This window comes from Vibrio superstes (genome assembly GCF_003569005.1).
GTDB classification, from domain to species: Bacteria; Pseudomonadota; Gammaproteobacteria; order Enterobacterales; family Vibrionaceae; genus Vibrio; species Vibrio superstes.
Map to the genome: position 1 here is coordinate 147,238 of NZ_BCUR01000004.1, position 24,347 is coordinate 171,584.

The following is a 24,347-nucleotide window of genomic DNA, read 5'->3' on the forward strand; positions in this document are numbered from 1 at the left end:
ACCTAAGTTGGACACCTATACATGGCAACGATCCCTGAAAATCCGCTGATTCTAATTGACGGTTCCTCATACCTTTATCGAGCATTTCACGCTTATCCTGGCACCATGAGTAACGGTGAGCACCCGACTAATGCCGTTTATGGTGTGATGAACATGCTAAGAAGCATGATGCGCCAATTTTCTAGCGAGCGCATTGCGGTGATTTTTGATGCCAAAGGGAAGACATTCAGAGACGACATGTATCCCGAGTATAAGGCGAATCGTCCACCTATGCCCGATGACCTTAGATGCCAAATTGAACCATTGCACAATATGATCAAGGCAATGGGTCTGCCTCTTATTTCTATTTCAGGTGTTGAGGCCGACGATGTTATCGGTACTTTATCTTCCGCTGCCTCTAAGAAAGGGATGCCAGTCCTTATCAGCACCGGCGATAAAGATATGGCTCAGCTGGTGGATGAGAATGTCACTCTAATCAATACCATGACCAACGTTATCTCTGATAGAGAGGGTGTGATTGAAAAATTTGGGATCCCGCCAGAATTGATTATCGACTACCTTGCACTGATGGGTGATAAGGTAGATAACATTCCGGGCGTTCCTGGTGTTGGTGATAAGACTGCAACGGCTCTATTGCAAGGCATTGGTGGTCTAGATGACCTGTATAACAGGCTTGATGATATTGCCCCTCTGGGGTTCCGCGGCTCTAAAACCATGGCGAAAAAGCTCGTTGAGCACAAAGATTCAGCCTACCTCTCTTACCAATTGGCAACCATCAAATTAGATGTAGAGTTGGATGTGACTTTGGATGACCTTGTAAAGGCGACCCCAGATAAAGATCAGCTGATTTCACTCTATGGTCAGATGGCATTTAAATCTTGGCTAAACGAGTTGTTAGAGGGCGGTACCGGTGTTGTAGAAGCGGATGAAAAATCTGGTCGTGCTATTAGCAGTGGAGCAGGCAAAGCTGCATCAGCAGCTGAAACACCGACAAAAGCGATTACCATCGATCGTAGCCAGTACGAAACCATACTTGAAGAAGACAGCTTTAATCTTTGGCTGGAGAAGCTAAAGAAAGCTGAGGTATTTGCCTTTGATACAGAAACTGACAGCCTAGATTACATGGTGGCAAACTTAGTGGGCTTGTCTTTTGCTACGGCAGAGGGTGAGGCGGCGTATGTTCCTGTTGCTCATGATTATCTAGATGCCCCAAAGCAGCTGGATCGTGATTGGGTTCTACAGCAACTCAAGCCGTTGTTAGAAGCTCCGACCCAAGCGAAGGTAGGGCAAAACCTCAAATACGATGCATCAGTCCTAGCGCGCTATGATATTGAAATGCAAGGTATTGCCTTTGATACCATGCTCGCGTCTTACGTCTATAACAGCGTGGGTGGCAAGCATGATATGGACAGTTTGGCCCTGCGATTCTTGCAGCATCCGTGCATCTCATTTGAGCAAATTGCCGGTAAGGGCAAGAAGCAGCTGACTTTCAATCAAATTGACTTAGAAGAAGCCTCTCCGTATGCAGCAGAGGATGCCGACGTTACCCTACGTTTGCATAACCATCTGAATGCACTTATTGAGGCGGACGAAAAGCTTAATTCGGTATATCAAGACATCGAGATGCCATTAGTGCCTGTGTTATCACGTATTGAGCGTCGTGGAGTGTTAATTGATGACATGTTGCTAGGCACGCAATCGCAAGAAATAGCCCAGAGACTGGACGAGTTGCAAGCAAAAGCCTTTGAACTGGCAGGCAAAGAGTTCAATTTGAGCTCTCCTAAGCAATTACAAGCCATCTTATTTGAAGAAATGGCTCTGCCGGTTGTTAAGAAAACGCCTTCAGGCGCACCATCGACCAACGAAGAAGTGCTTCAAGAGTTGGCCCTTGATTATCCGCTACCTAAGTTAATCCTTGAGCATCGAGGGTTGGCTAAGCTGAAATCAACTTACACGGATAAGTTGCCTAAGATGATAAATCCAACAACGGGTCGCGTGCATACCTCATACCATCAAGGTGTTACCGCAACGGGACGCTTATCGTCTACCGATCCTAACCTGCAGAACATCCCAATCAGAAATGAAGAAGGCCGCAGAATTCGTCAGGCGTTTGTCGCGCCACATGGCTGGAAGATCCTTGCGGTGGATTACTCTCAAATAGAACTGCGCATTATGGCGCACCTATCAGGAGATAAAGCTCTACTAGAAGCGTTTAGAACAGGCAAAGATATCCATGCTGCAACAGCAGCTGAGATCATTGGTGTCGATATTAATGAAGTGTCTAGTGAGCAGCGTCGTCGTGCTAAGGCAGTCAACTTCGGTCTTATCTATGGTATGAGTGCTTTTGGTTTAGCCAAGCAGCTTGGGATCCCTCGAGGTGAAGCTCAGCACTACATGGATACCTATTTTGAGCGTTACCCTGGTGTGATGCAGTACATGGAAGAAACTCGCAGTCAGGCCACTGAGCAGGGCTATGTTGAAACCTTGTATGGTCGTCGTCTACACCTGCCTGAGATTAACTCAAGAAATGGTATGCGCCGTAAGGCAGCAGAGCGCGCTGCAATCAATGCACCAATGCAGGGCACGGCTGCAGATATCATTAAAAAGGCAATGCTGCTTGTCGATGAGTGGATTGAGCAACAACAAGGTGAGCCTAAGGTTCGTATGCTAATGCAGGTACACGATGAATTAGTCTTTGAAGTCCGTGAGGACGTGCTTCAAGAAACTGAAAGAAACATACAGGATTTGATGGAAGCAGCTGCAGAATTGGATGTGCCTTTAGTGGCTGACGCGGGTCATGGTGACAACTGGGATCAAGCGCACTAACACACTATCTGCACCAAAATGGGACATTAACGAGAGCTGACTCACGAAGTCAGCTTTTTTTTGCGTGAGTTTTGTACAGAGGGTGAGTTTTACTGGTGAGCCCTTGCAAAGAGCTCTTTATGAAAAAAAACTACAAAAAGTATTTGCATTTGGTCACAGATCGGGTAAATTTATCTGCGTAGGGTACAGAGGTAAGATGTTCCATCTTTCAGACCTTTTGTTTCACGTTATTAGAATTTGTTTAAATTCATACGCTTCAGTTACTTTTTTGACTGAAGCGTTTTTTATTGCCCCAAAGAAAACTTTTCCCCTTACTTTCTAATGTCTTAGACCTGCATCGATCTAGAAATAACTCACCTATATGCATAAAAAGGCATAGTTAAATTTTCAATGTGCTCAAACTGCACTCAGAGCATGACTTGCTGATAGGGCTCACTTATTTAGGTTACAGCAGTGCTGTGGATAGAGTCGGGGGCTCACTGGTTTGTAAGTTACAAACAAAAAACGCGGCCTTAGGCCGCGTTTTGTTAATCACCGTTTGCTATCGAGCTATTCTTGCTCTAGAGCATCATCACCTTCTTCAGGTTGCTCAAACGCTGGTGCAAACCAGGTGTCTAGACGCGCACGTAGCTGATCAACACCAATCCCTTTTAAGGAAGAGAATGCTTCAACATTCACATCACCACCGAAGCCTTCAGCATCTTTACGAATCTTAAGTAGGGCTGCTTTGCGAGCACCACTCTTCAGTTTATCCGCTTTAGTCAAAAGAACCTGAACTGGAATGCCAGAGTCGACTGCCCAGAAGATCATCTGCTGGTCGAGGTCTTTCATTGGGTGGCGAATATCCATTAGAACCACTAGTCCTTTTAGACACTCACGTCTTTGTAAGTATTCGCCAAGGCTTCTTTGCCACTTTTTCTTTAGTTCCAGAGGAACTTGAGCAAAGCCGTACCCCGGAAGATCGACAATGTGACAGTTCTCATCCACCTTGAATAAGTTAATTAGCTGAGTACGACCTGGGGTCTTACTGGTTTTTGCCAGTGCACGCTGGTTGGTTAGGCGGTTGAGCGCACTAGATTTTCCCGCATTGGAACGACCAGCAAATGCGATTTCGATACCTTCATCTTCAGGAAGGTGACGAATATCAGGGGCACTGGTTATAAAATGCGTGTTTTGGTAATGAATTTTTACGCTCACTGTTAACTCCATCGCGACTTTGTGTAGTCGACTGATTACTTTTTTGTGAATTTGTGTAAAATAACCGTGTTCGGCATTAGTTCGCCTATTCTAGCACGACAAAAGGCGGCACCTAGGGCTTGTTCACCTTTTCAGGTACTTTTTATTCAATCTAGAAGATAAAAACTGAGCAAGCCTTAGTCTTGGAAGCTCAATTATTATAATGGAATGTCATGAAGAAATTAGCGCTCATCGTAACTCTTTTCGCTAGCTGCTCTGTGTGGGCGGCAGGTAGCATTGAAGCAGGTAAAGAAAAATCAGCAACTTGTGCAGCTTGTCATGGTGCTGACGGCAATAGTCCAGTAGCTATTTATCCTAAACTGGCAGGCCAACACGAAAACTATATTGAGAAACAACTTAAGGACCTTAAGTTGGGTGCGACTAGTGGTGGCAAGCAAGGTCGTTATGACCCCGCGATGAGTGCAATGGCCATGCCTTTGACAGAAGAAGATATGGCTGACTTAGCGGCGTATTATGCGTCTATACCTATGTCAGAAAATGCAACACCTGAGAATGTGGTAGAGCAGGGCAAAGAGTTGTACCTAGCGGGTAACGCAGAGCGCGGAATTGCGGCTTGTGTGGCTTGTCATGGTCCCCGCGGAAATGGCACTAGCCTATCTGGTTTCCCGAAGATCTCCGGTCAACACGCTGATTACATTAAGCAGCAGCTACAAAAGTTCGCTTCAATGGAGCGTAACAATGACCTAAACGGCATGATGCACGATGTAGCGAAGAAGCTGACAGAAGAAGAGATGGACGTATTAGCCAAGTATGTGGGTGGTCTCCACTAATCTCCATTGCTCATTACTAACAAAGATTTAAAGGCCTAGCATCCGCTCGATGTTGGGCCTTAGTTTATTCTGCTATCTGCTATCTGCTATCTGCTATTTTTGTCACAGCTGGGCTGATTGTCACGTTACTCTGTGAGATATTTCTCATTTTCGAAATCCGCTATATTGCACAGCAACTTTGTAAGCAATTGAAAGATTTAATAAATATTCATGGCTTTTTAAAAGTGTGATCGGCTACTCCTGTTTATTAATTGCACATTTTTCTATCAGGAGTAGAGTAGTCGTTATCGAAAGGACATGATGATTGATTGTTTTCAGTCTTGCTCAGGAAGAGTTTAGGGAATGGTATCGCCTTTGGCGACATAGGGTTAACAACGGATGGTTTGTTTTTCTCAGGTCGAGAACCCAGATAGGAAGGCTGAGGATTAGCCGCGCAAATGGAAGCTTGCTAGGGATAACAAAAATCATCAGGATGATGAAAAACAAAATTTTGGCATGGAAAGCGTCAAAAACAAATGGAATTTTGAGAGCGATAGGGAAACCTATCGCTTTTTTATTGCCTGAAATTTGCCAATAACCGGCTTATACCAATCGTAGTAAATAACTGATCATCCTAGCTTGTTAAAACACTCGATAACGGCGTTAGATTTTTGATTGTAGAATAACGACTTATCAAAAAGTTCTGCCTTGTTGTCCCGCGTTTTTCCTACGCTATTTCTGACCACTGACTTACTGTGATTGGTATTAAAGACGCTCTATATGGGATATTGCCGTATACGCATACAAAAAAAACAGCGTAATTGCGGATTTTTTCTACACTCTTTCCCCATATTTTGATAAGTTGCGCCTCCTAAGCTAAATAGGCGATTTGAATGTTAGATTGTCCACTTTGTCATCATAGTGAATCAAAATTTTATTGGGAAGATAAGCGCAGACAATACCATCAATGTCAGCGTTGCGAATTGGTGTTCGTTGACCCCAATCAAAGGCTGGATTCAAGCCAAGAAAAGGCTCACTATGATCTACATGAAAATGACCCAACTGACTTGGGTTATCGTAAGTTCTTATCGAGAGTTCAGATTCCACTTGCCGAAAGAATCGGTAGCCACAAGCAAGGGTTAGACTTTGGCTGTGGTCCCGGTCCGACATTATCTTTGATGATGCAAGAGGCGGGGCACGATGTAGACTTGTATGATCTCTACTACTATCCAGATACCAAAGTATTAAACAAGCGCTATGACTTTATCACTGCGACAGAGGTAATAGAGCACCTCTATCAGCCTGATGTGGTTTGGGCACAGTGGATGAGCATGTTGAAGCTAGGCGGCTGGCTAGGTTTGATGACTAAGATGGTTCGTGATGTAGAGGCCTTTTCCACATGGCACTACAAGAATGACCACACGCATGTAGTATTTTTTAGCAGAAGCACATTTGAGTTTTTAGCTGCGCGAGACGAGCTAGAGCTAGAATTTATTGAAAACGACGTAATTTTATTGAGGAAGTCGAGTAATGAGTCGACATAAGAAATCGAGAAAAGCAGGTTCAACAGGTGATGTAGACCTAATCGTAACTCGTAACCGCTCTGAGGCGGATGTAGAGGGACGTTTACGCAAGAAATTAAAGAAGCGTAAAGGTCAGAAAGCTGGTGCACGCCACTCGGTTGGTAATGAATCAAAAGAGAACGCAGGTCGCGGTCAACGTGATCCACGCATTGGTTCGAAGAAAAAGATCCCACTTATCATAGAGGCAGCTCCTAAGCCAACTAAGCAGCAACGCAAGTACACTGCAGAGCAAGAGCTAGAAGCACTAGAGAATGATGCACAATTGAATGTGTTACTAGATCGCATTGAAAACGGTGAATCTCTAGGTGTAGGCCTTCAGTCATACGTTGACCAGAAACTGGATCGCGTAGAAGTGCTAATGAAGCAACTAGGTCTACTTGAACCAGAGGAAGAAGAGCCGGAAGAGGTTGTTGTTCCAAGTAACGCTAAGAAGAGCAAGAAAGCAAAAACGGAAGATGAACTTCTTGCATCATTTGAAGACCTAGATCTAAGCGATTTCAAGGACTAAGAATCAATGGATATGGCTGTGCTGGCTTCGATTGGAGTTATCATCATCCTTGTGTTGGGTGGTTACGCTGCGTATTTGCTTAATAAACTTAAAAAGCAGAAGCAGCTTATTTCGCAACATCAGGCGTTAGCCATTGCAAAGCGCAATGCCAAAATTTTCGAAAGTGTCGATACCTTATGCCTTGCTGGCATTCAAGGGCAATGCGATCTTTCGGAGTTGAGCATTCGCCTGTGCAATATTCTGGACTATGTTCAGGGTGAGCAACGTATTGATGTAAAGACACGCTACCCAGCGTTGAGCGAGCTATTTGAAGTGGTTAATGACATGGCTCGAGGCGAAGATCGTCAGCAATTGGCGAAGCAAGAGCGCATGAAACAGAATCTGGCTCGCCACAAGGCTGAAACTCGTCTGAGTGACACTATTATTGAAGAGTTGAAAGATCTTCAGGGTCAAGTGGCCCCATTGAACGACCAAATCTCCATTCAAATGCGATAGCACTCGCCATAGGCGTGATCCTGCTAGCAAATATCAACAATTCTGCCTGATATTTGCTAGCTATAAAACGAGTCACCTTGGTGGCTGTGGCAAAATAGCTCCCCTTATCAGCAGTACTTAGGATATTAATATGTCTAGCCGACAAATTATCTGGGATCAGAGTGTATTGGATAAATACAACTACTCTGGGCCTCGTTACACTTCTTACCCAACGGCTGTGGAATTCCACGAGGCGTTCACCGTTGCTGAGCTAGACATTGCGTACATGCAATATCCTGAGCGTCCGCTATCTCTATACATCCACATACCGTTCTGCCATAAGCTTTGCTACTACTGTGGTTGCAATAAGGTCATCACTCGTCATCAGCATAAAGCGGACGACTACTTAGAAGTCTTAGAATTTGAGATTCGCCAGCGTGCGGCATTGCTGAAAGAACGTAAGGTCAACCAATTACACTTTGGTGGGGGCACACCTACCTTCTTAACTAAGGCGCAAATTAGCCGTTTGATGGCGGTGATTTACGAAGAGTTTGCGTTTAATGCTGATGCTGAAATCAGTATCGAGGTAGACCCGCGTGAGATTGAGCTGGATATGCTTGATCACCTGCGTGAAAAGGGCTTTAACCGACTGAGTATTGGTGTTCAAGACTTCAATAAAGAAGTACAGCGCGTAGTCAACCGTGAACAGGATGAAGCATTCATTTTTGCTATGGTTGAACGAGCTAAAACGCTAGGCTTCCGCTCTACCAATCTAGACCTAATTTATGGCTTGCCGTTGCAAACTGCGGACTCGTTTTCTGAAACTATGCGTCAGGTGTTGAGTATGCGTCCAGGACGCCTATCAGTGTTTAACTACGCGCATATGCCTCAGTTGTTTGCAGCGCAGCGTAAGATCAAAGATGAAGACCTACCGATTGCCTCTGAGCGTATGTCTATTCTGCAGCAAACCATTGAAACCCTGACGACAGAAGGGTATCAGTTTATCGGTATGGACCACTTCGCACTTCCTGAAGATGAACTTGCAGTGGCACAGCGAAATGGCGAGCTACATCGAAACTTCCAAGGCTATACCACGCAAGGTGATTGCGACCTTATTGGCTTTGGTGTCTCTGCCATTTCTATGGTGGGGGATACGTATGCGCAAAACCAGAAAGAGCTTAAGCTTTACTATGGTCAGATGGAGTCTGAGCGTCATGCACTTTGGAAGGGCGTGGCCCTGGATAAAGATGACCTAACCCGCCGTGAGGTGATTAAGCAGCTTATCTGTAACTTTACTTTGAATAAGCGCGATATCGAACAGCAGTTCGGTTTAAGTTTCGATCAGTATTTCGCCGAAGATTTGCAGCTACTACAAACCTTTGTTGATGATGAATTGGTTGAGGTCTCAGATTCTGAGATTAAGGTAAGCCTTCGTGGTCGCTTGCTGATTCGAAACATCTGTATGTGTTTTGACAAATACTTCCGAGCTAAGGCTCGCCAGCAGCAGTTTTCTCGCGTTATCTAGAATCTACAGATGATAGCCACCTTAAATAAGGTGGCTTTTTTGTTGCTGGTTTTCTAGCTGTTGCCACTCATCAAAAGGCACGGGTTTACCATATAAAAAGCCTTGCGCTTGAGAGCAATTTAGTTCCTTTAGAATGCTTTGCTGTTCTATCGTCTCGACGCCCTCAGCAACCACTGTGACCTCAAAGCCGTCAATAATGTTGATAATGGCAGACACTATCGATATTTCAGCGTTGTCTCTATTGAGGTCAGAGACAAAGGTGCGATCAATTTTAAGAGTATTGAATGGCAGTTTATGTAAGTAAGCCAGTGACGAATAGCCTGTCCCAAAGTCGTCTATGGCAATATTTATCCCTTTTCGATATAAACGCTTCAGATTCTCCGTGATCTCAGGGTGCGTTTCTAAGATCTGAGACTCGGTTATTTCTAGGGTTAATTGTTGTGCGGGGAAACGGGTTTGCTCTAGGGTATCTAAAACCATATCAGCAAACATAGTCTCTTTAAGTTGGGCGACCGAGACATTGACGTGCATATGGAAACTATCTCCCCATCGGCCTTGCTGGATACCTTTCATACCGTCTCGACAGGCACTAAATAAGATTTGTCTACCGAGCTCATTGATGAGCCCACTCTCTTCTGCGATAGGAACAAACTCGATAGGAGATACCATTCCTAGGTGAGAAGAGTGCCAGCGTGCTAAAGCCTCAGCTCCAGTAATTTGATTGCTGTGTAAGTCCACTATTGGTTGGTAGTAAGGAAGAAACTCCTGATTGGCTAGCCCTCGTCTAATGTACTCCAGCATTTCTGATTTACGCTGATGCTCGGTAGACATTTGCTCATTATAAAAACAGAGAGGTAGTTGCTCTTTCTGCGCTAGCGATAGTGCCATGCTTCCTTTTCGGAGCCATTGATCCATTTCTAAATTTGGACATGCGCGTACAATACCTAGTGATAAATCCACCCTAATTTTTAATCGATCGACAGAAATAGCAGTATCAAATCCCTGTTGTATCCTACTTGCCATCAATTGAAAGTCATACTCTGTGCTATCTCCAAAACGGAGCAATGCAAACTCATCTTCGGATACTCTACCTATGACATCAGTTGGGCTTAGTAGGCGTCGTAGCCGATTGGCGATTCGATTGAGTACTTGGTCACTAACATTATGACCATGGGTTAGGTTGATCTGTTTAAAGTCGTTAATACCTATGGTGTAGAGAGTAGCTTCACTGTTGTCTGTCTTATCTGATTCTTCTATGAATCCGAACCGTGAATGGAGATGGGTCAAATTGTCGTAGTTCATCTGCCTACGAAGCTTTTGGAAGGATTCATTCAGATTGAGCGTCATATCATTAAATGTTTCCACCAGTTGCCGAGTTTCGGCAATGTGCGTATTGGCGGTAATTCGAGTGTTCCAGTCACCATCAGAAAAACGGCGTGCTGCAGCTGCGGTTTCTGTGATCGGCGATGTTATGCGTTGAAATACATAGATCGCGATTAAAATGGGAATAGTCATGATCAGTAGAGCATTTACTAAGCTACCAATTTGCGAGTACCAGAGGGTTCCTAGTAGGTCACTTTCTGAGACTGCGGTGACTATGAACCAATTAAGTCCCTTTTCATCATAATAGGGTGTTAGCTTCACGAAATATCGTTGATGATTCGCTTTGACAGAAAAGACCTGTTGGAAATTAAAAATAATGTCGTGTTTTTCTAAAAGTGCCTTGCTGATGGCTTGATTGAGCTCGGTTGGGCTATCGGAAATATGTAAACGCAAACCATCGACTGAAGTGCTTGTTGGCTCTGAATGCGCCACCAAACGGTTTTCATCATCGAAGATAAAAAAGTGAGATTGAGTCAAGCGGCGTGAATTCAGTAAGAACGTATTGAACGAATCAAGCTTTACATCAGCAACTAATACACCGAGTAGGCTATTGTCGATGATTAAGGGGTGTAATGCAGATAGGGTCGTTGCTTCTTTTTCATCTGAGTTTACATAGATGGATGACCAACTTGGCTTCCATGAGGACGACGAATCAAATAGTGCATACCAAGGGCGCTTTCTCGGGTCGTATCCTGCGATCATTTGGGCAACCTCTGAATCTACCCCTTCACCCTCATAGATAATAAGGCTTTGTCGCGTCCTTAGATCTTTTAGCATCAGTGAGTAGCTAGAATCATCGTTGCGTCGATAACCTATAAACTCTCCAAGCTTGCCGCCAAATCCGATTACATCAATATGATCTATCTTGGAATAGATAGCTTGGATGCTTGAGTGTAAGTACTTTTGTATCTGACTGGTATCACTCATACGGTAAAGGTTGTTGATCTTGATGGTATAGCCGATGGACTCACTCGCATCAAAAGGTTGTTTAAGAAATAGATTGAGAGAGGAGTGAAGATTGCTAGAGGTTACCTCGAGCTGATTCTGGCTAACGTGTTTGATGACGCGCTCATAATGCCCAGTGAGTAGAATGGATACTATGACTCCTAAGAAAAGAAGCATAACTACCAGAGGCACAAACACGGCTCTACGCAGTGAGATGGAATTAGGTTGTGAATTTAACATTACTGGCAGTAGGTAAAGAAATTATTGCGTATATAGTACCAGTAGTGTGCGATCGATTGCAATCGGTTGTAATTTAATCAACTGATTGCAATCTAATCAATAAGTTACAACTTGATTATTCGCTAAGGCTCAACTCTTTTAGCTTTCTGGTAAGTGTGTTACGTCCCCAACCCAGCACTTTAGCGGCATCCTGTTTATGACCATTGGTGTGATTCAGCGCGACTTTCAATAAAATGCGCTCAAATTCAGGAAGGGCATAGGAGAGGAGTTCGGTTTCTCCAGAGGCGAGTGCCGTTCTAGCCCACTTCTCTAGCAGTTCTTGCCAGTCTGAGCTATCCGTGCTGGTAGAAAGGCTACGCTCTTCTACAAGCTCTTGAGGAAGGTCTGAGGGCAGTATTTCACTACCACTTGCCATTACCGTTAACCAGCGACAGGTGTTCTCTAGTTGCCTAACGTTACCCGGCCAACTAAGACGAGTGAGGATATCTACCGCTTCTTTGGATAAGGTTTTCACCTCTACACTCAGCTCTTCTGCCGCTAAATCTAGGAAGTGTTGTGCGAGCTTTTCGATATCTTGTTTACGCTCCCTTAAAGAAGGGATGTGTACGCGAATAACGTTTAAGCGGTGAAAGAGATCTTCACGAAAGTCTCCCTCTTTAACAAGAGATTCTAGGTTTTGGTGAGTAGCGGCAATGATTCTTACGTCTACCTTAATGGCAGAGTGACCACCGACACGATAGAACTGTCCGTCGGCAAGTACGCGCAATAATCGCGTTTGGATATCCAGTGGCATATCACCGATTTCATCCAAGAATAGCGTGCCACCATTGGCCTGTTCGAATCGACCTTGGCGAACGCTGTTTGCACCGGTAAATGCCCCCTTCTCATGTCCAAAAAGCTCTGACTCGATAAGATCTTTTGGAATCGCAGCCATATTGAGGGCAATAAAAGGGTTTTTGCTACGAGGACTGTGTTTATGCAGAGCGTGAGCTACTAGCTCCTTACCCGTACCGGATTCACCATTAATTAACACAGAGATAGAGGAGCGGGACAGACGGCCGATAGCACGGAATACCTCTTGCATCGCGGGCGCTTCACCTATGATTTCAGGGGTGTCCGCTTTGCTTGAGGTTAGCGCATTGTGGCTTTGCTTTTGTTCTTGGCTATGAGTAATAGCGCGATCGGCAAGAGCAAGGGCTTCATCAATATCAAATGGCTTCGGCAGATACTCAAAAGCCCCTTCTTGATACGCCTTAACGGCAGCGTCTAGGTCTGAATGAGCTGTCATAATAATAACAGGCAGCTCTGGCTCAGCTTTTTGGATCTGTTTAAGCAGGTCAAGGCCATCCATACCAGGCATACGAATATCTGAGATGATAACGTCTGGAACCTCTCGCTCTAGTGCTAAAAGTACGCTTTCAGCATCTGCGAAGGTTTCACACTTTATATTGGCGTTAGAGAGGGTCTTTTCTAGAACCCAGCGTATAGAACTGTCGTCATCAACGACCCATACATAGCCTTTACTCATTATTCTGCCTCCTAGCGCTTTTATTTTTTAATAATCTAAAATGGGTAGATAAACGGTGAACGTCGTTTTACCGGGCCAACTGTCTACTTCGATCTTGCCATGATGCTGGTCTATAAGATTTTGCGATATTGATAGCCCAAGCCCAGTACCACCCTCTCGGCCACTGACCATAGGATAAAACAAGGTATCTACTAGCTCTGGGGGAATACCAGGACCGTTATCGACTACCTCTATTCTGGCGGCAAGCTTAACTCGCTTGCCATGGATATTTACTTGATGCTCAGTTCGAGTGGTTAGGGTGATTAGAGCATCATCTTGCTTTTGTAATATTTGAGCGGCATTGCTTACTATGTTGAGCAGTGCTTGCTCGATCTGCTCGCTGTCCATGGCAATATCCGGCAAGCTAGGATCATAATCTCGCTCAATGCGAACATTTTGACCTAACTCCAGCCCGACCAACTGACGCACCTTTTCTAAAATAAGGTGCACATTCTCTGGTTGCTTGGTGCCAGGTCTTTGTGGTCCAAGCAAGCGATCCACCAGGTTTCGCAGCCTGTCAGCTTGCTCGATAATAATCTGGGTATATTCTCTTAGTGACTCCGATGGCAGCATTTTTTCTAGCAGTTGCGCCGCGCCGCGAAGTCCACCAAGCGGGTTCTTAATTTCATGAGCCAGACTTCTCACCAGTAGCTTGGCGGCTTGTTGCTGAGCATGCTGGTTGAGTTCTTGGTTGAGTCTTCTTTGTTGATCCACCTGTCGTAATTCAACTAAAAGCATCACCTTCTTGTCCCATGAAATAGGGCTAATTGTGATCTCCAATAGTAAGGGTCTGCCTTCTATAACAAAGGTAACGTCACTATCAGTAATGCTTTGTCCTGAAATTAAGGGCTGTTCAAACACCGAAAAGTCGATGGAGGAGTGCTCCACTAATTCAGGTAACCGCTGATCGACACAGCGATTCTTACTCTGCCCAAATAGCTGTTCAGCCGATGGATTTAAGTAGCAAATCGTCAATGAGTCATCAATCAGCAGGGTCGCTGTAACAAGTTGATCTAAGACGGTCTCAGCTAGTGGTTTACTCACGAAAAATCCTTTTTGGTGCACAGAGAAAATCTAAGTTTATTATTGCACAGTATTGGTGCAATAAGTGCCGCAGTTCGAGGAAATTAGCCCTTATCTAGATAATGCAAAAAGCTTGCCGTTTTTTGCGGTTGCTCTTAATTGGTGCTAATTAATTGAATGTGCGATAAATGGGGAATAAAAAAGGGCCTGCCAATGGCAGACCCTTTTAAAAAGAGCTTAATCTAACGATTAAACAGAGTAGTAAAGGTCAAACTCAAGTGGGTGAGTTGTCATGTTGATCTTTTCTACGTCTTGAGATTTCAGGTCGATGTAAGAATCGATGAAGTCATCAGAGAATACGCCGCCAGCAGTTAGGAACTCACGGTCTGCATCTAGAGAAGCAAGAGCTTCTTGTAGTGAAGCTGCAACTGTTGGGATTTCAGCTGCTTCTTCTGCAGGTAGGTCGTATAGATCCTTATCCATAGCTTCGCCTGGGTGGATCTTGTTCTTAATACCGTCAAGGCCAGCCATTAGCATTGCAGAGTATGCTAGGTATGGGTTAGCCGCTGGGTCACCAAAGCGTAGCTCGATACGACGAGCTTTAGGGCTTGGTACTACTGGGATACGGATAGAAGCAGAACGGTTACGTGCAGAGTATGCAAGCATAACTGGTGCTTCGAAGCCTGGAACTAGACGCTTGTACGAGTTAGTTGCAGGGTTAGCAAATGCGTTGATTGCACGTGCGTGCTTGATTACACCACCGATGTAGTAGATAGCTAGCTCAGATAGGCCGCCGTACTTGTCACCAGCAAAAAGGTTAACGCCATCTTTTGCTAGAGATTGGTGAACGTGCATACCTGAACCGTTGTCGCCAACGAGTGGTTTAGGCATGAAAGTCGCTGTTTTGCCGTAAGCGTGAGCTACGTTATGAACAACATACTTATAGATTTGAGTTTCATCAGCTTTAGCTGTTAGCGTGTTGAAACGAGTCGCGATCTCGTTCTGACCCGCTGTAGCAACTTCGTGGTGGTGAGCTTCAACTACTAGACCCATTTCTTCCATGATTAGACACATAGCAGAACGGATATCTTGAGATGAATCAACAGGAGCTACTGGGAAGTAACCGCCTTTAACACCTGGACGGTGACCTTTGTTACCTTCTTCAAAATCAGAACCTGAGTTCCAAGATGCTTCTACGTCATCGATTTTGTAGAAAGAACCTGACATGTCAGTGTTGAACTTAACATCGTCAAATAGGAAGAATTCTGGTTCTGGACCGATTAGTACTGTATCTGCGATTCCAGTAGAACGCATGTACTCTTCAGAGCGCTTCGCGATAGAGCGAGGGTCGCGGTCGTAGCCTTGCATAGTAGTAGGCTCAAGAATGTCACAACGGATGTTCAGTGTTGAATCTTCTGTGAACGGGTCAAGTACCGCGCTTGCTGCGTCCGGCATCATAACCATGTCAGATTCATTAATACCCTTCCAACCAGCTACAGAAGAACCATCGAACATTTTGCCTTCTTCAAAGAAGTCTGCATCGATTTGGTGTGAAGGAAGAGAGATATGTTGCTCTTTACCTTTAGTATCGGTAAAGCGTAAGTCAACGAACTTAACTTCATTTTCTTGGATCAGCGATAGTACATTTTCTACTGACATGATTGGAAAACCTCCAGTGTTGGTAAACGTGATTGCTCGATTTTGGTGAGCATAAAATCCTAGGATTCAATCTACACTCTTTTTTACTCATCGAACAATTAATATTTTTCGACTGCTTTCCCTAATGCGAAAGGTGTGCCAACTTTTCAAATTCTATATTTATCAATGATTTAAATAGTCTATAGTTGGTTTTTAGTATTCGTCATGCACCAAGATGATCCATGCTTGCACTATGTTGGGGCGTTAAAATGTGAACTTTGGGTGCAGTTGCTCGATATCAATGAAATATTCTCAACTGAAAATAAGAAATGGATCACTTTCGCCCTAGATTGGTGCGATGGCAGATAGCCTTTTAGAGGGGAAATAAGGTCACTAAAAGAGGGAAGCTAGTGATATTTGCTAAGCGGGGAGCTAAATAGAGGTCAATAATTCATTAATAAGTAAGGTATAGATCACATCTTGTTGGGATTTTGGCTAAAATCTGATACATTACGGCAAATTTTTTTAATTCCTGTCATCGGCAAACCGCCGAGACGCTACTGAGTGAACTCTATTCATGTCTACTCCACAGATTGATAAGTTAAGAAATATCGCCATCATTGCGCACGTTGACCATGGTAAAACAACACTGGTTGATAAGCTGCTACAGCAATCGGGTACGCTTGAGTCTCGTGGTGAAGCTGAAGAGCGCGTAATGGACTCGAACGACATCGAGAAAGAGCGTGGCATTACCATTCTTGCAAAAAACACTGCAATTAACTGGAATGATTACCGCATCAACATCGTAGATACCCCAGGACACGCCGATTTCGGTGGTGAAGTTGAGCGTATCATGTCTATGGTTGATTCAGTTTTGCTTATCGTAGATGCAGTTGACGGCCCTATGCCTCAAACTCGCTTCGTAACACAAAAAGCATTCGCACACGGCCTTAAGCCAATCGTTGTAATCAACAAGATTGACCGCCCTGGCGCTCGTCCTGATTGGGTTATGGACCAAGTTTTCGACCTATTTGACAACCTAGGTGCAACTGACGAACAACTAGACTTTACTGTTGTTTACGCTTCAGCTCTTAACGGCTGGGCAACAATGGAAGAAGGTGAGACTGGCGAGAACATGGAACCATTGTTCCAAGCAGTTGTTGATACAGTAGAATCTCCAAACGTTGACCTAGACGGTTCACTGCAAATGCAGGTTTCTCAGCTTGATTACAGCTCTTACGTTGGTGTTATCGGTGTATGTCGTGTAACTCGTGGTTCTGTTAAGCCTAACCAGCAAGTGACTATTGTTAACGCTGAAGGCCAAAAGCGTAACGGTAAAGTAGGCACGGTACTGGGTTACCTTGGTCTTGACCGTCACGAAGTTGAGCAAGCAAACGCAGGCGACATCATTGCAATCACAGGTCTTGGTGAGCTGAAAATTTCAGACACTATCTGTGACCAAAACAACGTAGAAGCGATGACTCCTCTATCTGTAGATGAGCCAACGGTTACTATGACTTTCCAAGTAAACACTTCTCCGTTCGCGGGTAAAGAAGGCAAGTTCGTTACTTCACGTAACATCCTTGAGCGTCTTGAGAAAGAATTGGTACACAACGTAGCATTGCGCGTTGAAGAAACTGACAACCCTGACCGTTTCCGTGTATCTGGTCGTGGTGAGCTTCACCTTTCGATCCTTATCGAAAACATGCGTCGTGAAGGCTTCGAGCTAGCAGTATCTCGTCCAGAAGTAATCCTTAAAGAAGAAGACGGTCAACTTCTAGAACCATACGAAACAGTAACCATCGATGTGCTTGAAGAACACCAAGGTGGCATCATGGAAAATATCGGCCTACGTAAAGGTGAGCTAACAGATATGTCTCCTGATGGTAAAGGCCGTGTTCGCATGGACTTTATGATGCCTTCTCGTGGTCTTATCGGTTTCCAAACTGAATTCCTAACGTTGACGTCTGGTTCTGGCCTGATGTACCACTCGTTTGATCACTACGGCCCTCACAAAGGCGGCGTAATTGGTCAACGTAACAATGGTGTTCTTATCTCGAACGCAACGGGTAAAGCTCTGACGTATGCTCTGTTTAACCTACAAGAGCGTGGTCGTCTGTTTGCACAGCACGCTGACGAAGTTTACGAAGGTCAGGTAATCGGTATTCATAACCGTGCAAACGACCTAACGGTGAACTGTCTTAAAGGTAAGCAGCTAACTAACGTACGTGCTTCTGGTACGGACGAAGCTCAGGTTCTTTCTCCACCGATCAAGCACACTCTAGAGCAAGCTCTTGAGTTCATTGACGAAGATGAACTAGTAGAAGTAACGCCTGAAAGCATTCGTATCCGTAAGAAGCTTCTTACTGAGAACGAGCGTAAGCGCGCAGCACGTCCTGCTAAGTAATCTAATCTCAGACTAGCTGTGCACTGAGTGCACAGCCCAGCTGATACAGCCCCGCAGTAGTCCCTTTATTGGCTCACTTCTGCGGGGCTGTTTTTTTTGCTAAACTGAAACTTCTTTCGTAACAGATTGAATTTTCAAACGACAAGTCATGATGACTTGTGATTAAGTCTCAACGTTCAATCCCTATTGGTATTACAGCAGGACGCAGTAAATGCTCAATCTTCCAAGCTGGGTACATGTTTTTTTGCATTACTCTGGCTACCTCTACCAAAGAGCCAAGCACGATAGGCTACCTGTGAATGCAGGTTATATGGCTTACATCACTCTATTGTCTTTGGTGCCTTTAACTACGGTAACCTTAACCGCATTGTCGCGTGTGCCTTTTTTTGATGGTGTTGGGGATACGGTTCAGCAGTTCGTGTTTAGTAACTTTGTGCCTGCTGCGGGTGAGGCTATTCAGCACACTCTAAACGAATTTATTGCCAATACGGGTAAGATGACCTCGATAGGGTTAGTGTTCCTATTCTTTGCTGCTTTGCTATTGATCTCGGCCATCGATAAAAACCTCAACTACATTTGGCGAGTGCGCAAAAAGCGCCGCACTGTGTATTCATTTTCTATGTATTGGATGGTGTTAACTCTCGGTCCTGTGCTTGTGGGTATGAGCTTGGTCTTTTCTTCTTATGTTGGCTCGCTACGGGTTTGGAGCGAAGATACGGTGCATTTGGTGTATGGCCTATTGCCTATCACCTTTTCTTTCTTAGCCTTCTTTGGGCTGTATCTGCTGGTGCCTAATATTAAGGTGCGCTTTAATCATGCCTTGGCGGGTGCGTTTGTTGCCGGCTGCTTGTTTGAGATTAGTAAGAAGCTATTTGCCTACTACGTGTCTCAGTTCCCTTCATATCAGCTGATATATGGTGCCTTGGCGGCGGTCCCTCTGTTATTTATGTGGATTTATCTCTGCTGGATGATAGTGTTGATCGGTGCAGAAATCACAGCCAGCTTAGGTGAAGATGAGGTGTGGCGAGTTAATGAGCCATTCAGCATCAAATGGTTTTTGTATTACCAAGATAAATTAATGAGAAAAAGGATTCGAAGTGATAGCTCTGATTCAGAGAGTGAGTGAGGCCGCTGTAAAGGTCGACGGTGAAGTGGTCGGAGAGATCGAGAAAGGCTTATTAGTCCTACTTGGCGTAGAAAGAGATGATGATGAAGCCAAAGCTAAGCGCTTGATGGAGAGGGTAACCACCTATCGCGTATTTGGTGATGATGAAGATAAAATGAATCTGAATGTGAAGCAAGTTGATGGTAGTGTGTTAGTGGTTTCCCAATTTACGCTACCTGCCGATACTAAGAAAGGGACTCGTGCAGGCTTCTCACGCGGTGCGGCACCAGCGGATGCAGAGCGCTTGTATGAATATTTCTCTGATCGTTGCGCGGAAGTACTTCCGACTGAGCGCGGTCGCTTTGCTGCAGATATGAAGGTCTCACTGGTCAACGATGGTCCTGTTACCTTCTGGCTCCAAGTCTAGGACTGTTGTTCTATAACTAACTGATTCAAATGGATCTGAACTCATATGTTTAAACTGATTACCCCAAGAACTGAAAACCAACTGCAAAAGTATTATCACTTTCGCTGGCAGATGTTGCGTGAGCCTTGGCAAAGGCCAAAGGGTTCAGAAAGAGACGAATACGATGAGCTTAGCCATCATCGTATGATAGTGGACAGTCGAGGCCGTCCTGTTGCCATAGGGCGCCTGTATGTGACTGCTGATGATGATGGTCAGATCCGTTATATGGCGGTGAAAAAGAACCGTCAGGGCAAAGGCGTTGGTTCTTTGATCATGGTGGCTCTAGAGTCTTTGGCTAGGGAAGAGGGCGTGAAGCGATTGGTGTGTAATGCCCGCGAAGATGCCATTGAGTTTTATCGTAATAATGGCTTTGAAAGCCAAGGTTCATTGAGCGATGAGCGAGGACCTGTACGTCATCAGCAAATGATTAAAACTATCGACCCTATGGCGAATGTATTGCGACGCCCTGATTGGTGTAATGAGCTACAAAGCCGTTGGGAAGAGCAGATCCCTATCAGTGATAAAATGGGGATTAAGATCAACCAGTATACAGGCTACAAGTTTGAGTGTGTTGCTCAGCTAAACCCAAACCTTAATCCGCACAATACGATGTTTGCGGGATCAGCGTTTACCTTAGCCACCTTAACAGGGTGGGGGATGGCTTGGCTGTTGATGAAGGAGCGAAACCTTCATGCTGACATCGTGCTTGCAGACAGTAATATACGCTATCGTCACCCTGTAAAAGAGAGCCCGAAGGCGAGTACCTCTTTGGATGGCATCAGTGGAGACCTTGATAGACTAGAGGGAGGGCGCCGAGCCCGAATTATTATTAAGGTATTTATCTATAGTGGCACACAAGAAGCGGTTGAATTTACAGGTACTTATGTATTGCTGCCTAGTTCAAAGGCCAATGAAACCCTAAGTGTTTAGTGCTTTTCTTGGGTTTCAGCTTTAGGGCAGGTCATAGAGATTTGATTGCGCCCTTTAGGCAGTGTAGAAGAAAGCGACAGACAATCTGTGCTGAGGTGAAACTTAATGTTCCCTCCTTCTAGATCCACTAGGTCAACACTGCCCTGCACGCTTCCTGACAAATCTTGGCTGACGAATTGAATCTCTGATACCTTCACCACCCCCCTGTTTGCTTCGATGTTCACCTCAGGAATGATAACGGTGTGCTTATCTTTTGGAGAGAAAGGTAGGGTTAACTGCACATCATGTGGTGCTATCTTTACCTGACCATCAAGACTGTGTTTTAGCATTAATTCATCGCCACCTAGACCGCTTAAATCAATGCTTAAGTCGGCAAGACCGCTCCAACCGACCGCTGCATCCAGCGGGTGCGTAATGCTTTCTAAAGGCAGGCCATAAGCTTGTACAGACACTTGCCACGGATAACTGGCTAGCCCTAGATCTATGCTTGAATCTGCTTTGATTAATCCCTCCTTGATAGGCACAAACAGTTGTCTTACATGCCATAGTCCGTCAGTGGTATCCGTCTCTAGATAGGGCTTGATAGACGTCATGCCGAATGCAGATAGGCTATTCGCACTAGCCGCAAAGGAACCGTTCCAAAGTGCCCAATCACCGCCTTTCTTGAGGACAAGTTCTCTGCCTTCAGCATTAACATTGGATACCTGCCAATGATTGTCTGTGGAAATATCAATGAGCTGGCTGCCTTTTACTCTGAGTTTGTCTATTTCAAGTGTTTCTAGAGCATGTAGTGAATTCATCACAGCATCATGGATTTGAGGGTCTTCAATACTCCATTCCAGATTCTTAATCTCTAGTTCATCGAGGTGTACGCTATCTTCAGATAGCTTGCCGCTGGTGGTAAATTGGCCCTGCTCAAACAGAAAGGTAAACTTATCGAACTGAATGCTGTGTGAGGCAAATTGTCCTGATGCTTGTGGCTCCAGTAACAATTGTTCATGCCAAGCAACGCTCTCTGCCGAGAACTGGAATGGACTCTCTTGCGTCCATAAGTCTTTGCGAAGATCCCAGTTGCTTAGCTGCAAATGCATTTGGTTGAGAGTAAAGTCATTAGCCTGCCAACTAAAGCGTTTGATCTCTAAGTGTTCAATAGACGTGATTTTTCTAAGAAGAGGGATCAGTGGTGGTGGTTCTGGTTGAGAGAATAGAGGCTCTGAAAGCTGAAGATTTCGCACCAACGCATCGTTGATTACCCAATCATCATTGTTTTTCTCGGCGATGAATTGAATTTCGCCTCCACGCCAATTAAAGCTGACAAGGTCTAGTTGAGTCTTATCTTCAACGTAATTGATTCTGGCCTTGAAGTTGTCAAAGGCTTCGCCCTTCCAGTACACCTGATCACTATCGATATTTAGGTATCCCTCAGGATAAGGCGCTTTCGGAGTGTAAGTAAGCTGGATATCTCGTGCGATAAAGTCATTGTTCGCAAAATCCATGCCTCGGATTTCGATATGCTGAGGCTGCCAACGCTGCATCAGGTTATCGAGCTCTTTTTTATCGGGGATTCCCTTTGGCAGGTTAACGCCGGAGATCAATACATTGGTTATTGAGAGGGGCTTAGGCCAGCGCCATTGCGCCTCGAAGCTCAATTGCACGCTATTAATGGCTATGACAGAGTCATTGGGCTGAGCGATGGTCACTCGAGACAGAGTCAATTGGTCTGGGTACTGATAGTGTGACTCATCGATTTGAATGGAATTATCTGTGACGCGAGAGAGGATTTGTTGAGTTAACCAACTTGAATGAGAGGTTTGTAAGATCAGAAATAGCGCAATAAGCCCTGCTAGTAAAAGCAATATTGCCCAGAAACTGATTTTGAGTACAGCCTTCATCCTATTTCCCAATACTGTTCGCGTATGGGTAAAGATGACTTATATCTTATTGTTTATCAATAAAAAAGCCCCTGAAACAGGGGCTTGATTCACAAGAAGAATGATCAGTCGAGCTGAGGTCCAGCCTTGACTAGTGATTTACCTTCATCGTTGTCAGTGTATTTTTCAAAGTTATTGATAAAGCGTTGCGCTAGATCATTAGCCTTGCTTTCCCACTGCAATGGGTCAACGTACGTGTCTCGTGGATCCAAGATTTCAGGATTAACATCGTGTAGTGACTTAGGCACCTCTAGGTTAAACACTGGGATGGTGGTTGTTTCTGCTTTCTCGATAGAACCATCTAGAATGGCATCGATAATCGCGCGAGTATCTTGGATTGAGATACGCTTGCCTGAACCATTCCAGCCAGTGTTCACAAGGTAAGCTTCAGCACCTGCTGCTTCCATACGCTTCACCAGTACTTCTGCGTACTTGGTTGGGTGCAGAGTTAGGAACGCTGCGCCAAAACAGGCGGAGAAGGTTGGGGTTGGTTCTGTAATACCACGCTCAGTACCCGCCAATTTAGCCGTAAAGCCAGAAAGGAAGTGATACTTAGTCTGCTCTGGGGTGAGCTTAGAGACTGGTGGTAAGACGCCAAATGCATCTGCAGATAGGAAGATCACCTTATTCGCGTGTCCGCCCTTAGAAACAGGCTTAACGATGTTCTCAATATGATGGATTGGGTAAGAAACTCGAGTATTCTCAGTTTTCGAACCATCATCAAAGTTGATTGAGCCATCATTACGTACTGTCACGTTTTCAAGTAGTGCATCACGACGAATGGCATTGTAGATATCTGGCTCTGCTTCTTTTGATAACTTAATGGTTTTTGCGTAGCAACCACCCTCAAAGTTAAACACGCCGTCATCATCCCAGCCATGCTCATCATCACCGATCAATGCACGCTTTGGATCGGTTGATAGCGTCGTTTTACCTGTACCGGATAGACCAAAGAATACCGCTACGTCGCCTTCTTCGCCCATATTCGCTGAACAGTGCATAGAGGCGATGTCCTGTAGAGGAAGGAAGTAGTTCATCATCGCGAACATGCCTTTCTTCATCTCCCCACCATACCAGGTGCCGCCGATCAGCTGCATTTTTTCCGTTAGGTTAAATACAGTGAAGTTTTCCGAGTTCAAGCCATGCTCTTCCCATTTGTCGTTAGTACATTTCGCACCATTCATCACGACGAAGTCAGGCTTAAAGGTAACGAGTTCTTCTTCTGAGGGACGCAAGAACATGTTTTTCACGAAGTGAGCCTGCCAAGCTACCTCTGTGATGATACGCACCGCGAGGCGAGTATCAGGGTTAGTGCCACAATAACCGTCAATCACAAACAGACGCTTATTAGAAAGTTGAGTTGTTACTAGCTGCTTTAGGTCATTCCAAACAGCTTGGTCGATAGACTTGTTGTCGTTCTTAACTGTATCTGTTGTCCACCACATGTTTTCACGTGTGGTGTCATCCTTAACAATGAATTTATCCTTTGGAGAACGCCCCGTGAAAATGCCAGTATCTACCGCTACAGCGCCTAGTTCTGTCACTATGCCCTTTTCGTAACCTTGTAGTGTTTCACTGGTTTCCTCTGCGAAAAGCGTTTCGTAACTTGGGTTACGAACGATTTCGGTAGAGCCGTTGATACCATATTGAGTAAGATCGATGTTTGCAGCCTTAGTATGTTCCATAACGGTCATAGGTGCTCCTTGTAGGGTATTTATAGTAAGAATAATTTTGAAGTTGCTGAATTTATAAGTATTTTGGTCTAGCAAGCAATCTTCTTAATACTGACT

The 24,347-nt window shown here is 44.8% G+C and carries 17 protein-coding genes; 10 read left to right on the forward strand and 7 right to left on the reverse strand.

Annotated features, from left to right (window positions below; translation table 11 throughout):
• Positions 1–21 precede the first annotated feature (21 nt).
• Complete coding sequence (polA, locus tag D5I41_RS08655) at positions 22–2,826, forward strand: DNA polymerase I (RefSeq protein WP_119009467.1); 2,805 nt, start codon at positions 22–24, stop codon at positions 2,824–2,826.
• 549 nt (positions 2,827–3,375) lie between these two features.
• On the opposite strand, the gene yihA is transcribed toward polA, so the two are convergent.
• Positions 3,376–4,035, reverse strand: coding sequence for a ribosome biogenesis GTP-binding protein YihA/YsxC (gene yihA, locus D5I41_RS08660; protein ID WP_186811068.1), 660 nt, complete (start codon positions 4,033–4,035; stop codon positions 3,376–3,378).
• A gap of 200 nt (positions 4,036–4,235) precedes the next feature.
• Here yihA and D5I41_RS08665 point away from each other — a divergent pair, with 200 nt between their 5' ends.
• From D5I41_RS08665 to hemN, 5 genes are all read left to right on the forward strand, one after another.
• Positions 4,236–4,853 carry a c-type cytochrome gene (locus tag D5I41_RS08665; protein WP_119009469.1) on the forward strand — a complete coding sequence of 206 codons (618 nt, stop codon included), beginning with the start codon at positions 4,236–4,238 and terminating at the stop codon, positions 4,851–4,853.
• A gap of 872 nt (positions 4,854–5,725) precedes the next feature.
• Positions 5,726–6,376, forward strand: a complete 651-nt coding sequence (locus D5I41_RS08675) for a methyltransferase domain-containing protein (RefSeq protein ID WP_119009471.1) — start codon at positions 5,726–5,728, stop codon at positions 6,374–6,376.
• Positions 6,363–6,923, forward strand: a complete 561-nt coding sequence (gene yihI / locus D5I41_RS08680) for a Der GTPase-activating protein YihI (RefSeq protein WP_119009472.1) — start codon at positions 6,363–6,365, stop codon at positions 6,921–6,923. The genes D5I41_RS08675 and yihI overlap by 14 nt, the downstream gene beginning before the upstream one ends.
• A 6-nt stretch (positions 6,924–6,929) precedes the next feature.
• Positions 6,930–7,418, forward strand: a complete 489-nt coding sequence (locus tag D5I41_RS08685) for a DUF2489 domain-containing protein (protein WP_119009473.1) — start codon at positions 6,930–6,932, stop codon at positions 7,416–7,418.
• Between the two features lie 130 nt (positions 7,419–7,548).
• Entirely contained in the window at positions 7,549–8,922 is a 1,374-nt protein-coding gene (hemN, locus tag D5I41_RS08690; protein ID WP_119009474.1) for an oxygen-independent coproporphyrinogen III oxidase, read from the forward strand.
• A gap of 21 nt (positions 8,923–8,943) precedes the next feature.
• Here the strand turns inward: hemN and D5I41_RS08695 are convergent, their stop codons facing one another.
• The 4 genes from D5I41_RS08695 to glnA all read right to left on the reverse strand — a co-directional run bounded on the left by D5I41_RS08695 (position 8,944) and on the right by glnA (position 15,739).
• Positions 8,944–11,427, reverse strand: coding sequence for a bifunctional diguanylate cyclase/phosphodiesterase (locus tag D5I41_RS08695; RefSeq protein ID WP_208639142.1), 2,484 nt, complete (start codon positions 11,425–11,427; stop codon positions 8,944–8,946).
• A 178-nt stretch (positions 11,428–11,605) separates the two neighbouring features.
• The gene (glnG, locus tag D5I41_RS08700) at positions 11,606–13,018 is read right to left on the reverse strand and encodes a nitrogen regulation protein NR(I) (protein ID WP_119009476.1); all 1,413 of its coding nucleotides are present in this window, start codon (positions 13,016–13,018) and stop codon (positions 11,606–11,608) included.
• Positions 13,019–13,045: 27 nt separating this feature from the next.
• Positions 13,046–14,101 (reverse strand): nitrogen regulation protein NR(II), encoded by a 1,056-nt coding sequence (gene glnL, locus D5I41_RS08705; protein ID WP_119009477.1) that lies wholly within the window; start codon positions 14,099–14,101, stop codon positions 13,046–13,048.
• Positions 14,102–14,329: 228 nt separating this feature from the next.
• A complete protein-coding gene (gene glnA, locus D5I41_RS08710) occupies positions 14,330–15,739 on the reverse strand; it encodes a glutamate--ammonia ligase (RefSeq protein ID WP_017029351.1) in 1,410 nt (469 codons plus the stop codon).
• A gap of 556 nt (positions 15,740–16,295) precedes the next feature.
• On the opposite strand from glnA, the gene typA reads away from it, so the two are divergent.
• The 4 genes from typA to D5I41_RS08730 all read left to right on the forward strand — a co-directional run bounded on the left by typA (position 16,296) and on the right by D5I41_RS08730 (position 20,626).
• The gene (typA, locus tag D5I41_RS08715) at positions 16,296–18,125 is read left to right on the forward strand and encodes a translational GTPase TypA (protein WP_119009478.1); all 1,830 of its coding nucleotides are present in this window, start codon (positions 16,296–16,298) and stop codon (positions 18,123–18,125) included.
• 211 nt (positions 18,126–18,336) lie between these two features.
• Positions 18,337–19,251, forward strand: a complete 915-nt coding sequence (locus D5I41_RS08720) for a virulence factor BrkB family protein (protein WP_119009479.1) — start codon at positions 18,337–18,339, stop codon at positions 19,249–19,251.
• Positions 19,223–19,657: a D-aminoacyl-tRNA deacylase gene (gene dtd, locus D5I41_RS08725; protein WP_119009480.1), complete on the forward strand. Its 435-nt coding sequence runs from the start codon at positions 19,223–19,225 to the stop codon at positions 19,655–19,657. The genes D5I41_RS08720 and dtd overlap by 29 nt, the downstream gene beginning before the upstream one ends.
• Positions 19,658–19,702: 45 nt before the next feature.
• Entirely contained in the window at positions 19,703–20,626 is a 924-nt protein-coding gene (locus D5I41_RS08730) for a bifunctional GNAT family N-acetyltransferase/hotdog fold thioesterase (RefSeq protein WP_017029355.1), read from the forward strand.
• Here the strand turns inward: D5I41_RS08730 and D5I41_RS08735 are convergent.
• On the reverse strand, positions 20,623–22,518 hold the full coding sequence (locus D5I41_RS08735) for an AsmA family protein (RefSeq protein ID WP_119009481.1): 1,896 nt from the start codon (positions 22,516–22,518) through the stop codon (positions 20,623–20,625). The two genes, D5I41_RS08730 and D5I41_RS08735, sit on opposite strands and share 4 nt — an antisense overlap.
• Positions 22,519–22,622: 104 nt before the next feature.
• Positions 22,623–24,251: a phosphoenolpyruvate carboxykinase (ATP) gene (gene pckA, locus D5I41_RS08740; RefSeq protein ID WP_119009482.1), complete on the reverse strand. Its 1,629-nt coding sequence runs from the start codon at positions 24,249–24,251 to the stop codon at positions 22,623–22,625.
• Between the last annotated feature and the right edge of the window lie 96 nt (positions 24,252–24,347).

Excerpts from the sequence above, each read along its gene's own strand:
- polA (WP_119009467.1), top strand. The coding sequence starts at position 22 with ATGGCAACGATCCCTGAAAATCCGCTGATTCTAATTGACGGTTCCTCA.
- yihA (WP_186811068.1), bottom strand. The coding sequence starts at position 4,035 with ATGGAGTTAACAGTGAGCGTAAAAATTCATTACCAAAACACGCATTTT.
- D5I41_RS08665 (WP_119009469.1), top strand. The coding sequence starts at position 4,236 with ATGAAGAAATTAGCGCTCATCGTAACTCTTTTCGCTAGCTGCTCTGTG.
- D5I41_RS08675 (WP_119009471.1), top strand. The coding sequence starts at position 5,726 with ATGTTAGATTGTCCACTTTGTCATCATAGTGAATCAAAATTTTATTGG.
- yihI (WP_119009472.1), top strand. The coding sequence starts at position 6,363 with ATGAGTCGACATAAGAAATCGAGAAAAGCAGGTTCAACAGGTGATGTA.
- D5I41_RS08685 (WP_119009473.1), top strand. The coding sequence starts at position 6,930 with ATGGATATGGCTGTGCTGGCTTCGATTGGAGTTATCATCATCCTTGTG.
- hemN (WP_119009474.1), top strand. The coding sequence starts at position 7,549 with ATGTCTAGCCGACAAATTATCTGGGATCAGAGTGTATTGGATAAATAC.
- D5I41_RS08695 (WP_208639142.1), bottom strand. The coding sequence starts at position 11,427 with ATGCTTCTTTTCTTAGGAGTCATAGTATCCATTCTACTCACTGGGCAT.
- glnG (WP_119009476.1), bottom strand. The coding sequence starts at position 13,018 with ATGAGTAAAGGCTATGTATGGGTCGTTGATGACGACAGTTCTATACGC.
- glnA (WP_017029351.1), bottom strand. The coding sequence starts at position 15,739 with ATGTCAGTAGAAAATGTACTATCGCTGATCCAAGAAAATGAAGTTAAG.
- typA (WP_119009478.1), top strand. The coding sequence starts at position 16,296 with ATGTCTACTCCACAGATTGATAAGTTAAGAAATATCGCCATCATTGCG.
- D5I41_RS08720 (WP_119009479.1), top strand. The coding sequence starts at position 18,337 with ATGCTCAATCTTCCAAGCTGGGTACATGTTTTTTTGCATTACTCTGGC.
- D5I41_RS08730 (WP_017029355.1), top strand. The coding sequence starts at position 19,703 with ATGTTTAAACTGATTACCCCAAGAACTGAAAACCAACTGCAAAAGTAT.
- D5I41_RS08735 (WP_119009481.1), bottom strand. The coding sequence starts at position 22,518 with ATGAAGGCTGTACTCAAAATCAGTTTCTGGGCAATATTGCTTTTACTA.
- pckA (WP_119009482.1), bottom strand. The coding sequence starts at position 24,251 with ATGACCGTTATGGAACATACTAAGGCTGCAAACATCGATCTTACTCAA.